The sequence below is a fragment of the Buchnera aphidicola (Macrosiphum euphorbiae) genome, assembly GCF_005237295.1.
GTDB lineage: Bacteria > Pseudomonadota > Gammaproteobacteria > Enterobacterales > Enterobacteriaceae > Buchnera > Buchnera aphidicola_AP.
Map to the genome: position 1 here is coordinate 224,498 of NZ_CP033006.1, position 13,989 is coordinate 238,486.

Consider the following 13,989-nt stretch of genomic DNA (forward strand, 5'->3'; position numbering starts at 1 on the left):
CAATAAAATTAATTATATTTATATATATTTAATTTTATTGATTTTTTTTAGATATTCATGATTGATTCTCAATCAAACGAATAGTGTGTAAAAATAAAATTTTATTAAAAAAATAATATAATAATTTTTTAGACCGAATTTTAATTTAATCGTTAAATACATATAATGTATAAGGAATTTATGCCATGTCAGAACGTTTATATAATGACGTGGATCCAATTGAAACTAGTGATTGGGTGCAAGCTATTGAATCTGTTGTTCGTCAAGAAGGTCGCAAAAGAGCACATTTTTTAATTGAACAAGTTTTAAAAAAATCTAAAATTAATAGAGTGGAGTTTTTTAGATGTTTTTTTACCAGCGACTATATTAATACTATTTCTAGTGAAGATGAATTTGAATATCCTGGCAATCTTATTTTAGAAAAGCGTATTCGCTCAGCAATTCGCTGGAATGCTATAATGATGGTATTGCGTGCATCAAAAAAAAATTTAGAATTAGGTGGACATTTATCATCTTTTCAGTCTTCTGCTACAATATATGAAGTATGTTTTAATCATTTTTTTAGAGCTAAAAATGATAATGATGGAGGCGATTTAGTTTATTTTCAAGGTCATATTTCTCCAGGTATTTATGCACGTTCTTTTTTAGAAGGACGTTTATCAGAAGAACAACTTAATAATTTTAGACAAGAAGTTGATGGAAAAGGATTGTCTTCTTATCCCCATCCTAAATTAATGCCAAATTTTTGGCAATTTCCTACTGTATCTATGGGTATAGGACCAATTTGTGCTATTTATCAAGCAAGGTTTTTAAAGTATTTACAAAATCGGGAATTAAAAAATACTTCAAAACAAATAGTTTATGCTTTTTTAGGTGATGGTGAAATGGATGAACCAGAATCTAAAGGTGCTATTTCTATTGCTGTTCGTGAAAAATTAGATAATCTAATATTTATAATCAATTGTAATTTGCAAAGACTGGATGGTCCAGTAGTAGGAAATGGAAAAATTGTAAATGAATTAGAAAGTTTTTTTTATGGTGCAGGATGGAAAGTTATAAAAGTTATATGGGGAAGTAGATGGGATTGTTTATTAAAAAAAGATAAGACTGGAAAATTAATTCAATTAATGAATGAAACAGTAGATGGAGATTATCAAACTTTCAAATCTAAAGATGGCGCATATGTTCGAAAATATTTTTTTGGTAGATACAAAGAAACATATGATTTAGTTAAAGATATGACTGACGAAGAAATATGGAAATTGAATAGGGGAGGACATGATCCTAAAAAAATGTTTAATGCATTAAAAAAAGCAAAAGAAACAAAATATAAACCAACAGTTATTTTAGCACATACTGTTAAAGGATACGGTATGGGAGTAACTGCAGAAGGTAAAAATATTGCTCATCAAATAAAAAAGATAGATATTAATGGAATAATGCATATTCGAGATCGTTTTAATATTCCTATAAAAAATGAAGATATAAATAAATTACCATATATGACTTTCGAAAAAAATTCTGAAGAATATTGTTATATGCATTTACAACGAAAAAAATTAGATGGTTACATTCCCTTTCGTTTATCTCGTTTTACTAATCAATTAGTTTTACCAGAGTTAATAGATTTTCAATCATTATTAGAAGAACAAAAAAAATATATTTCTACAACTATAGCTTTTATACGTGTTTTAAATATTATTTTAAAAAATAATTCTATAAAAAATCTAATAGTACCAATTATTGCTGATGAAGCACGAACTTTTGGGATGGAAGGACTGTTCCGGAAAATTGGTATTTATAGTTCTAGTGGTCAAAAGTATGTTCCTCAAGATCGAGAACAATTAGCATATTATAAAGAAGAAAAAAAAGGTCAAATATTACAGGAAGGAATAAATGAATTAGGTGCAGCTTCATCTTGGTTAGCTGCCGCGACTTCTTATAGTACCAATAATTTTCCTATGATTCCTTTTTATATTTATTATTCAATCTTTGGTTTTCAAAGAATAGGGGATTTATTTTGGGCTGCTGGAGATCAACAAGCAAGAGGTTTTTTAATTGGTGGGACTTCGGGAAGAACTACTTTAAATGGTGAAGGATTGCAACATGAAGACGGACATAGTCATATACAATCTTTAACGATTCCTAATTGTATATCTTATGATCCTGCTTTTGCTTATGAAGTTGCTGTAATTATACAAGATGGATTAAGACGTATGTATGGTCCTTCTCAAGAAAATATATATTATTACATTACTACAGTTAATGAAAATTATTATATGCCTGCTATGCCTATAGGTGCAGAAGAAGGTATTTGTAAGGGAATTTATAAATTAAAAACTTTACATGGTACTGCATCAAAAGTACAGTTAATAGGTTCTGGTGCCATTCTACGTTCTGTTTGCGAAGCCGCGGAAATTTTGTTAAAAGACTATTCTATTACAACAGATATATACAGTGTTACTTCTTTTACAGAATTAGCAAGAAATGGTGAAGATTGTGAACGATGGAATATGTTACATCCCAATGAAGAAAATAAAATAGCATATGTTAAACAAGTGATGAATAAAAATCCTACTGTTGCAGCTACTGATTATATGAAATTATTTGCTGAGCAAATTCGTCATTATATTCCATCCCCAGAATATCATGTATTAGGAACAGATGGTTTTGGTCGTTCAGATAGTCGTGAAAAATTACGTAATCATTTTGAAGTTAATGCGTATTATATTGTTGTAGCTGCTTTAAATTTATTAGCTAATATAAATAATATTGAGAAACAAGTAGTAGAAGATGCAATTTTTAAATTTAATATCAATGCTAATAAAATTAATCCGCGTTTAGCTTAAGAGGTAAAAAACAGTGGATATAGAAGTAAAAATGCCTGACATTGGTTTAGATAAAGTAGAGGTAATAGAAATCTTAGTTAATATTAATGAAAAAGTAAAATTAGAACAAGGATTAATAACTGTAGAAGGAGATAAAACTTCTATGGAAATACCCTCACCGATATCAGGTGTGGTAAAAAATATCTATATAAAAATTGGTGAAAAAATTACAACTAATTCGCTTATAATGATGTTTAAAGTTGATAGAATCAATTCTTTAATAAAGAAAAAAAAAGAAAATTATTTAAAGGAAGATATTGATCTAAATTTTAAAAAAAAATTAAAAAAAGATATTTTATTTCATGCGACTCCAGTTATAAGACGTTTAGCACGAAATTTAAATATTAATTTATCTAATATTACTCCTACCGGTCCTAAAAATCGGATTTTAAAAGAAGATGTAGAATCATATCAAAATCATTTAAAACAAAATATTTTAGAAGAAAAAAATACAATTAATTTTAACGATTATAATAAATCCAAAACAGAAGAATTAGAATTAAGTAGTATTCAAAAAATTATAGGTGAGAATCTACATCGTAATTGGACAAATATACCTCATGTTACACAATTTGATGAAGTCAATATTACTGTATTAGAAAGATTTCGTCAGAAATATAATAATGAAAAGAAAAGTCAAAATAAAATAAGTAATAATATTACAATATTAGTTTTTATAATCAAGGTAGTTGCATATGCATTAGAGAAATTTCCTATTTTTAATAGTTCTTTCACTTTAAACAATAAGAAAATTATTTTGAAGAAATATATTAATATCGGATTTGCTGTAGATGTAAATAATGATTTATTTGTTCCTGTATTAAAAGATGTTAATAAAAAAAATATTGAACAATTATCTTCTGAATTAAAGTTGTTGTCAGAAAAAACACGAAAAAGAAAATTAAACACTTCAGATATGACAGAAGGATGTTTTACTATATCTAATTTAGGTGGGATTGGAGGCAGTTGGTTTTCTCCAATTATCAATGCGCCTGAAGTAGCAATTCTTGGTGTTTCAAAATCTCAAATAAAACCATTATGGAATGGAAAAGAATTTATTCCATCTTTAATGTTACCATTATCTTTATCTTATGATCACCGTATAATTAACGGAGCTTATGCCGCGCGTTTTATTACATTTATTGGGAAGCTATTATCTGATATACACTTATTAATTATGTAGTTTTTACATGTATTTAATATCATTTTTTTAAAATTAATTTATAAGGGGTTATAATGCATCAAAAAATTTATACACAAGTTGTAATTATTGGATCAGGTCCTTCAGGTTATTCTGCAGCTTTTCGTTGTGCAGATTTAGGTTTAGATACTGTTTTAATAGAACGTTATAATAAATTAGGAGGGGTTTGTTTAAACGTTGGTTGTATTCCTTCAAAAACATTATTGCATATAGCTAAAGTAATTAAAGAATCAAAAGAATTACATAGAACAGGTGTTTTTTTTAGTGAACCAGTAATTGATATTGAAAAAATTAAAAATTGGAAAGAAAATGTTATAAACAAACTAACTAATGGTTTGTCTAATATGAGAAAACAAAGAAAAATAAGAATTTTTCAAGGAAATGCTGTTTTTGAGACCAATAAAAGTCTTTTTGTTACAAACGAAGAAGATCAATTTTCTATTTTCTTTGATAATGCAATTATTGCAACAGGTTCTAAACCGATTAAAATTTCTTCAATACCTAATGATGACACAAGAATTTGGGATTCAACTGATGCTCTATCACTTACAATGATACCAAAGCGTTTTTTAATTATAGGTAGTGGAATTATTGGTTTAGAAATGGCTACAATATATAGTGCATTAGGTTCAAAAGTTGATATTATTGATCGATTTAATCATTTTCTCCCTTCAATAGATAAAGATATTACTGATATATATGTAAAATCTATTAATCAGAGATTTAACTTAATGTTAAATACTCACATAGATAAAGTTGAAATAAAAAAAACAGGATTAAAAGTAGATATTGTTCAAGAAAATATTGCTAAAAAAAATATATTTTATGATGCCGTATTAGTAGCAATAGGAAGGACTCCTAATATTGACAGATTAAAATTAGATGAAATAGGACTAAAAATAAATAGTTTTGGTTTTATTGAAGTAGATAATCAATTAAGAACAAACATACCTAATATTTATGCTGTTGGTGATGTAACTGGCACACCTATGTTAGCCCATAAAGGAGTACATGAAGGTCATATTGCGGCAGAAGTCATTGCTGGTAAAAAACATTATTTTGAACCTGTAATTATTCCATCCATAGCATATACGGAACCAGAAATTGCTTGGGTAGGATTAAATGAAACACAAGCTAAAAAAGAAAAGATAGATTATAAAGTTGCAATTGTTCCTTGGAGTATATCGGGTAGAGCTATTGCTTCGAACTCTAGTATAGGTATGACAAAATTAATTTTTAATAAAGACAATAATAAAATTATTGGTGGTGCTATAGTAGGTACAAATGCTGGTGAATTAATTGGTGAAGTTGGACTAGCTATTGAAATGGGATGCGATGCTGAAGATATTGCATTAACTATTCATGCTCATCCTACTTTATATGAATCAATCGGATTATCTGCAGAAGTTTTTCAAGGCACAGCAACAGATGTATTAAATTCTAAGTTCAATAAATAATTATTGATTTTTTAAAATGTTCTATTTTTATTTAAATTAACAAATTTCTCTTAGAAAAAGAAAAGATTATAGAAATTAAGCTTCTATAATCTTTTCTTTTTCTAACAAAAATTTGTTTTATTCTGAAGAATCTATCATAGATATATTTCTTCCATAATAGATTTCACGCATTTCCCTCCAGAGCAAGTTGACAATATAAGAACGTTCTTCTTTTTCTAGATCTTCTAGATTAATGTTAAATAAATAATTTTTTAAATCAAATTCTCTTAATAACATTCGAGTATGAAAAATATTTTCTTGATATATATTTACATCAACCATGTCATACATTGATTTTATATCATTTGACATAAAATTTTGAATTGAATTTATTTTATGATCAATAAAATGTTTTATACCGTAAATATCTCTAGTAAATCCTCGAACACGATATTCAATGGTAACAATATCTGATTCTAATTGATGTATAAGATAATTCAATGCATTTAGAGGTGATATAATTCCACATGTTGAAACTTCGATATCAGCTCGAAAAGTGCAAATACCACTTTGAGGATGGCTCTCTGGATATGTGTGTACACATATATGACTTTTATCTAAATGTGCAAGTACAGAAGATGATATAATGTTGCTGTTTAAAACACTAATTTTTTCTATATTGATTGGTTCTTCACATACTAGAATAGTGACACTTGCGCCTTGAGGTTCATAATCTTGATGAAATATATTTAAAATATTAGCACCAATAATTGAACATGTTTCTTTTAAAATTTTAGTTAATCGAATAGCATTATATTGTTCATCAATATAAGCAATATAACTATTACGTGAATCGTTAGTATTCGCATAGCAAATATCATAGATACAAAAACTTAGGCTTTTAGTTAAATTATTAAAGCCATATAATTTTAGTTTTTGCAATTTAATTACTCTCCTATGAAAGGATTTTTAAATTTCATCTAATGCATTAAGAATGTATTGAGGTAAATAAAAACTACTTATATGAATTTTAGCATTATAGTAATTAAAAGTTAATTTTGCATATTTTATGCGTGTTTGTATTTCTATTAAACTGTTTTTGTGTAATTCTATATTATTAGTACCCCATGCAAACATCATCATTCCACCATAATAAGTAGGGATATTTGCTTGATAAAATTTTGTATTATAAAAATGTTGTTTTAAATTTTTATAAGTAAGAATAGTTTCATCTTTTTGAAGAAAGAAAACGCCATTTTGTGATACAAAAAGACCATTTTTTTCAAGACAGTTCTTACAATTAAAATAAAATTCTGATAGAAATAAATTTTTTCCACAACCAATAGGATCTGTAGAATCTGATATGATTAAATCAAATTTATCTTTTGTTTTTTTTGTAAAATTTAGACCATCATCAATAATTAATTTTAAACGAGAGTCTTCATAAGCATTATTACTATGGTTAGGGAAATATTTTTTACATAAATCAATAATATTGATATCAATTTCTACCATAGTGATATTTTCAATGGTTTTATGTCTACATACTTCACGAAGTATACCTCCATCACCTCCGCCTATTATTAATACGTTCTTTATCGAACCATGAGAAAATATGGGTACATGAGTTAGCATTTCATGATATATAAATTCATCACGTTCGGTTGTTTGAACAATATCATCTATTGCCATAACTTTTCCAAATACAGCATTTTTAAAAATCATCACTTTGTGATGAGAAGTATTTTTTTTATATAGCAATTTTTCAATTAAAAAATGTTGTCCAAGATGACAATAAAGTTTTTCATGCCATGTTTTTTTTTGATCCATGGTTATATTTATATATCCTATAAAATGTAATGTTATAGATTATTTTGGGATTAATAAAAAATTACGAGTATTTTGAAATAGTAGATTTTATTTTCGGAATTTTTAAAAGAAGGATAATAATTCTTAAAAATATAAATTGCTTTTTAAAAATAACTTTATCACTTGTATAAAAAATTTTTTATAAAATTTTAAAAAAATGAAGGTTATGAAAAAATTGTCTTAATAGAGGTTATCAAAAATAATATAAGAATGCTATTATTTATTAAATAGATTACATGATATTTATATATTAATTAAATTTTCTAGAATTATTTTCACAAATTCAGAAAGTTGACATGATGCAATTGAAATATTTTTTTTAAAATTAAAAGTAGCATTATTATCAGATGCATCAGATATAGATTTTATAACAATAAGAGGAGTATTAAATTTATAGCAAACTTGAGCTATTGCAGTAGATTCCATTTCAACGGCTATTGCAGAAGGAAATATTTTTTTTAAAATTTTTATACGTGAATTTTCTCTAATAAATGAATCTCCACTAATAATAAGTCCTTTTGTAAATTTTAATTCATATTTATAAGAATTTTTTTTACAAAAATTATATATTTTTTTATTAATTATAAATTTTTTTGGATATTTAGGTATTTGTCCTTGAAAATATCCAAAATTTGTTAAATCTACATCATAATAGCATGTTTTTTCGGGTATAATAATATCACCAATTTTTAGTTTTGAGTTTAAACTTCCAGCAGAACCACTATTAATAATTATATCTATTTGACATAAATTAACAAGAACCATAGTTGCAATGCTAGCAGAAACTTTGCCTACTCCTGATTTTATTAAAAAAATATCATTTTTTTTAAATTTTCCTATATAAATTTTGTAATTTGCAATTATTTTTTCTACATATGGATGTATTATTTTCTTTAGTACTTCAGTCTCTTGACTGATAGCACCTATTATTCCAATTTTCATTTTAATATGATATATATTTAATAATTAAAAATTATACAAGATTATTTGATCTATCTTGTGGTGTTTTAAATGCTAAATGATGAACCGCATCCACATGTATTTTTTGCGTTAGGATTAGAAACTATAAACTTAGAACCTTCTAGATTTTCTAAATAATCTATTTTACCACCGTATAAGTACTGCAAACTAATAGGATCAATAATTAATGAGATATCTGATTGAGTAATAATAACATCATCCTCATTCATTAATGCATCAAAAACAAACTGATATTGAAAACCACTGCATCCACCACCATTTATATAAATTCTTAATTTTAAATTATGATTTTTTTGGATTTCAATAAGATATTTTATTTTTTTAATTGCTTTTTCAGTGAATGTAAGATAATCTTTAACAGTTTTTTTCATTTTTATTTTATTCTCAAAATTTGTTAAATATATTTATTTGACATAGATATTCTATTATGATCTTATCATAAATAAATATTGTTTGAAAATTTTATATGTGCATTTTAAATTTAAAGCGTATCCGTGCGCCGATAGAGAATTTAGTCATTATTGGCGCAGGTTATCAGGAACAATAATATTATTTATTAGGACTTAATTCAACATTTTTAAAGATTTTTTCAAATAATTTTAAAAAAATCAATCTGCTTTCTTACGAAGAAAAGATGGGATGTCTAAATATTCCGGTTCTTTGTTAATTTTTTCTTCTGAATTTTTTATTTCTTTTTTGATAATTTTTTTATCGATTTTTGTTGGAGATATATTTAAATATTGATAACGATAATCCATTAACACTTCTCGAGAAGATTTATTTTTTATTTGGTTAATATCTAAATTTTTTTCCATTCCAATACCAGTAGCTACAACTGTTACACGAAGAGAATCGTTCATATCAGGATCTAAAGAAGTGCCTATGACAACTGTTGCATTATCTGAAGAAAAAGATCTAATAGTATTTCCGACAGTTTCAAATTCGTCTAACTTTAAATCAAATCCAGCAGTAATATTGACTAATACACCGCGTGCACCAGACAAATCTATATCTTCTAGCAAGGGGCTAGATATAGCTATTTCCGCAGCTTCTTCTGCACGATTTTCTCCGGAAGATATTCCAGTTCCCATCATTGCATATCCCATTTCTACCATTACAGTACGTACATCAGCAAAATCTACATTCATTAATCCAGGTCTTGTAATTAATTCCGCAATACCTTGTACAGCGCCTTTTAAAACATTATTGGCTGCACTAAAAGCATCTAACAAAGAAATTCCTCGACTGAGAACTTTTAACAATTTATCATTAGGAATTGTAATTAAGGAATCTACATATTTTGATAGTTCGATTATACCTTGTTCTGCTACAATCATTCTTTTTTTACCCTCAAAATTAAAGGGTTTTGTCACTACAGCAACAGTGAGAATACCTAATTCTTTTGCAATTTCAGCTACTACAGGAGCAGCTCCAGTTCCAGTTCCACCTCCCATGCCAGCTGCTATAAAAACCATATCAGAACCATCTAATGCAGATTTTAATAATTCTTTATCTTCTTCTGCTGAGGTGCGTCCAATTTCTGGATTAGCTCCAGCACCTAATCCTTTTGTTATATTGTTTCCTATTTGTATAGTTTGTCCTACTTCTATTTTTCTTAGTGCTTGCGCATCAGTATTAACTGCAAAAAATTCTACACCTTCAATACGTTCTCTAACCATGTGTTCTACTGCATTTCCACCTCCGCCTCCAACACCAATTACTTTAATTATTGCGTTATTACTTAATTCTGCAGGTTCAAACATGATTGGTTTCCATTATATATCTATTTTTTATAAAGTTTTAAGTATAATATATTTTTAAAACTCTTTTTTAAACCAATTGTTAATTTGTTTAAAAATTTTTTCAAGAAAAGAATTTTCTTTTTTTTTCTTATCGATATTTATATAAGATTCTTTTCCATAATGCAATAAACCAATTACTGTGGAGTAATGTGATGCAGTTATTTCCTCTATTGATCCAGAAACATTAAAAGGTTTAGCAACACGGATTTTTTTATGAAAAACTTTTTCTGCACAGTCAGTTAAATATGAAATATTTGACCCACCTCCAGTAAGTACTATGCCACCTAATAATTCATATTTTTCTCCTTTTTTATGTAGTTTTTTTTGTGTATAAACAATTTTATTTTGTACTAAAGATAGCAATTCAATATATCTTGATTCGATTACTTCTATTAATGCATCTTGTTGTAAAGTTTTTGGAAAATTACTATTTGTATCAGAAAAATCAATATTTTTTGATGTTCCTAAAGACGGTTTTTTTGTAGATCCATATTGAATTTTCATATTTTCTGCTTCATAGTAAGAAGTACTAAAGGCATATGAGATATCACTAGTTACAATATTTCCAGCATATGGTATAACCTGGCTATATTGTATAGATCCATTAATATAAATAGTAAAGTCTATTGTTCCTCCACCTATATCAATCATACATACGCCAAGATTGCATTCATCTTCAGTTAAAACAGCTTTACTTGAAGCAAGACCTGAAAAGATAACTTGATCAACTTTTACATCACATTTTTCTACAGCTTTAATAATATTTTTTGTCATATTTTGATGGCAAGTAATTAAATGCACTTTTACTTGCATGCGCACTCCAGATAAACCTATAGGGTTTTTTATTCCAGATTGCTGATCAATTGAGTATTCTTGAGGTATTACATGTAATATTTGATGTTCGTTAGGAATTTGAACAGATTTTGCAATATGTATTACATTTTCTAAATCTTCTTTTGTTACTTCATCTTCAGAAATTGGAATCATACCTATTTCATTTTGAGAATTAATATATTTATTAGATAAAGACAGATATACAGAAGTAATTTGACAATCTGCCATAATTTCAGCTTTATTAATAGATTCCTGTATACATGAAACTATTGAATCTAAATTGTTAATTCTTCCTTTATCTATTCCTTTAGAAAAACAAGTTCCAAATCCAATTATTTTAATTGTATCATCTGTTAATACTTCTCCTACCAAAGTTACAACTTTAGTAGTACCAATTTCTAATCCGACTACTAATTTTCTATCTTTTGATATGATCATTTATTTTTTAGCCTGTACTTTATTTCTTTGTTTTATTGCTTTTTTGATAAATTAATTTCTTGTTTTTTTGCATATATAAAATATCAAAATCAATAGTCGTACTTTTAAACATAAACTATGTTAATTAATTTTATACTTAAATAAATCTTAATTTTTCATATTTAAAATTAATAATACTAGTTCATCAAATGATATTCCCATTTCTTTCGCAGAAATTGGAACTAAACTTCTGTTTGTCATTCCAGGTATAGTATTGGCTTCTAGTAACCAAAACTTGTTTTCATTATCTAATATAAAATCAATCCTTCCACATCCACTGCATCCTAGTGTATTCCATGCTAAGATTGCTGTTTTTTTTAATTCTATTTCTTGGGTTGTGTTTAATCCACTTGGACACAAGTATTTGGTAGAAGAAGATATATATTTAGAATTATAATCATAAAAATCATTATTAGTAGAAATATGAATAGAAGGTAGTGCTTTTTCGCCTAAAATAGATATTGTATATTCTTTTCCTTTTATAAATTTTTCAATAAGAATATTGTCATCATAATCAAAAGCTATATTTATAGCATTATTAAGTTGTTTAAGATGAGATACTAGTGTTATACCTATACTCGATCCTTGATTATTTGGTTTGATTAAGACAGGAAATCCTAGTTTTAATATTTTTTTTATTATAATTTTATACGAAGATGCAAAATTTTTTTTTTTGAAATATAAATATCAGGTGCTGTTAAAAGACCGCGGGATTTCCATAGTAATTTAGTTCTAAATTTGTCTATAGAGATCGAAGATGCCATAATTCCACTTCCTGTATAAGGAATTTTTAAATATTCTAGCAGTCCTTGAATACTACCATCTTCTCCACCTTTTCCATGTAATGAAATATATGCTTTATCAAAACCTTCTTGTTTTAATTGTATTAAAGAATAATCACGTGTATCAATGGGATATGCGTTTAATCCAGATTTTAATAAACTATTAAGAACAGCATATCCTGATTTAATTGAAATTTTTCTTTCAGAAGATGTTCCACCCAATAAAACTGCTATTTTTTTGTTCATTTTATCACTTTTTTATTTTTTTAATTAATATTTTATGCATTATCGTATCTATATTTCCCGCACCTTGTATTAAAATAATATCATTTCCATTTAATTTAGAAACAAGAATATCTAATATTAGATTATGATCAGAAATAAAAATTACATGATTTTTTCCTAATTTTTTTATGTCGTTAAAAAGTGAAAGACTATCTGCTCCAACAATAAATTTTTCATTTGCAGAATATACATTTAATATTATAAGAACATCAACTTGAGATAAAATTTGAACAAAATCATGATATAAATTATATGTTCTTGTATAGCGATGGGGTTGAAATATCATTATTAAGTTTTTATTCGGCCAACTTATTCGTATTGTTTTAATAGTTTCAGATAACTCTGTCGGATGATGTCCATAATCATCTATTAACATACAATTACTATTTTTACTAATATCTTTTTGAATTGAAAGAAATCCTAGAAATTCAAATCTCCTACAGGTGCCTTGAAATTTTTTTAATGATAAAATTATATCACGAATTTTTACTCCCTCATTTATTGCGAGAGCAATAGCAGCTGCTGCATTTAATGCATTATGTCTGCCAGGTATATTTAATGTTAAATTAAATTTTTTTTTATCCTTTAAAAGAATTTGAAAATTACCAAGAAAATAATTTTGTTTATAGCACAAAATTCGCACATCTGCATTTTTATCAAAACCATATGTAACTACTTTACATTTTATATCAGGTAAAATATCGCAAATAGCGCTATTGTCTATACATACTATAGCGGTTCCATATAATGGAATTTTTTTTAAAAAAATCAGAAAGGTTTGTTTTAATTTTTTAAAACTATTGTTGTAATGATTTATATGATCAATTTCAATATTAGTTATAATTACTATTTTCGGATTTAAATATAAAAGAGAAGCATCACTTTCATCTGCTTCTACAATAAAATAATCAGAAGAACCTAATTGTGCATGAGAATTAATTGATTTTATTAAACCACCGTTAATTACAGTAGGATTTAGACCACTGTCAATAAAAATATCAGAAATCATCGATGTTGTAGTAGTTTTACCATGTGTTCCAGAAATTGCTATTCCAAATTTAAAATTCATCAATATTTCAAGCATTTCTGCTCTTAATAATATGGGAATATTATTTTTTTTAGCAGCAATCATTTCTTTATTTTTTGATGAAATAGCACTAGATTTAATAATAAAATCAATATTTTGAATATTTTCTTCCGAATGTTGAAAATATATAGTTGCACCTAGATTAATTAACTTTTCTGTAATTAAACTTTTAAATAAATCAGAACCGCTAATTTTATATCCTAATTTTAATAAAATTAAAGCAATCCCGACCATGCCTGCACCACCAATTCCAATAAAATGAATATTTTTATTTTTTTTTTCAGAAATAAAAAAGTTAATTTTTTTTATATCTTTTACATTCATACTTTAATCTTTTTCATTTTTAT

The 13,989-nt window shown here is 26.3% G+C and carries 12 protein-coding genes; 3 read left to right on the top strand and 9 right to left on the bottom strand.

The features are described from left to right. Positions 1 to 185 precede the first annotated feature (185 nt). The 3 genes from aceE to lpdA are packed head-to-tail and all read left to right on the top strand — an operon-like array spanning position 186 to position 5,546. On the top strand, positions 186 to 2,849 hold the full coding sequence (gene aceE, locus D9V71_RS01030) for a pyruvate dehydrogenase (acetyl-transferring), homodimeric type (RefSeq protein WP_158340538.1): 2,664 nt from the start codon (positions 186 to 188) through the stop codon (positions 2,847 to 2,849). Between the two features lie 13 nt (positions 2,850 to 2,862). Further along, positions 2,863 to 4,071, top strand: coding sequence for a 2-oxo acid dehydrogenase subunit E2 (locus tag D9V71_RS01035; protein WP_244278918.1), 1,209 nt, complete (start codon positions 2,863 to 2,865; stop codon positions 4,069 to 4,071). Between the two features lie 53 nt (positions 4,072 to 4,124). Beyond that, complete coding sequence (lpdA, locus tag D9V71_RS01040; protein ID WP_158340539.1) at positions 4,125 to 5,546, top strand: dihydrolipoyl dehydrogenase; 1,422 nt, start codon at positions 4,125 to 4,127, stop codon at positions 5,544 to 5,546. Positions 5,547 to 5,663: 117 nt separating this feature from the next. Here lpdA and speD read toward each other — a convergent pair whose 3' ends face one another. The 9 genes from speD to murC all read right to left on the bottom strand — a co-directional run bounded on the left by speD (position 5,664) and on the right by murC (position 13,966). Further along, on the bottom strand, positions 5,664 to 6,467 hold the full coding sequence (speD, locus tag D9V71_RS01050) for an adenosylmethionine decarboxylase (RefSeq protein WP_158340540.1): 804 nt from the start codon (positions 6,465 to 6,467) through the stop codon (positions 5,664 to 5,666). A gap of 27 nt (positions 6,468 to 6,494) precedes the next feature. Further along, positions 6,495 to 7,355, bottom strand: coding sequence for a polyamine aminopropyltransferase (gene speE, locus D9V71_RS01055; protein WP_158340541.1), 861 nt, complete (start codon positions 7,353 to 7,355; stop codon positions 6,495 to 6,497). A gap of 282 nt (positions 7,356 to 7,637) precedes the next feature. Further along, positions 7,638 to 8,336: a 5'-methylthioadenosine/adenosylhomocysteine nucleosidase gene (locus D9V71_RS01060; RefSeq protein WP_158340542.1), complete on the bottom strand. Its 699-nt coding sequence runs from the start codon at positions 8,334 to 8,336 to the stop codon at positions 7,638 to 7,640. A gap of 65 nt (positions 8,337 to 8,401) precedes the next feature. Then, positions 8,402 to 8,746, bottom strand: coding sequence for an iron-sulfur cluster insertion protein ErpA (gene erpA / locus D9V71_RS01065; RefSeq protein WP_158340543.1), 345 nt, complete (start codon positions 8,744 to 8,746; stop codon positions 8,402 to 8,404). A gap of 237 nt (positions 8,747 to 8,983) precedes the next feature. Next, positions 8,984 to 10,138 (bottom strand): cell division protein FtsZ, encoded by a 1,155-nt coding sequence (ftsZ, locus tag D9V71_RS01070; protein WP_158340544.1) that lies wholly within the window; start codon positions 10,136 to 10,138, stop codon positions 8,984 to 8,986. 54 nt (positions 10,139 to 10,192) lie between these two features. Beyond that, entirely contained in the window at positions 10,193 to 11,449 is a 1,257-nt protein-coding gene (gene ftsA, locus D9V71_RS01075; protein ID WP_158340545.1) for a cell division protein FtsA, read from the bottom strand. Between the two features lie 147 nt (positions 11,450 to 11,596). Further along, positions 11,597 to 12,133, bottom strand: coding sequence for an ATP-grasp domain-containing protein (locus D9V71_RS03195; RefSeq protein ID WP_347877303.1), 537 nt, complete (start codon positions 12,131 to 12,133; stop codon positions 11,597 to 11,599). After that, entirely contained in the window at positions 12,127 to 12,516 is a 390-nt protein-coding gene (locus tag D9V71_RS03200; protein WP_347877302.1) for a hypothetical protein, read from the bottom strand. The genes D9V71_RS03195 and D9V71_RS03200 overlap by 7 nt, the downstream gene beginning before the upstream one ends. A 4-nt stretch (positions 12,517 to 12,520) precedes the next feature. Beyond that, entirely contained in the window at positions 12,521 to 13,966 is a 1,446-nt protein-coding gene (gene murC, locus D9V71_RS01085; protein WP_158340546.1) for a UDP-N-acetylmuramate--L-alanine ligase, read from the bottom strand. Positions 13,967 to 13,989 lie beyond the last annotated feature (23 nt).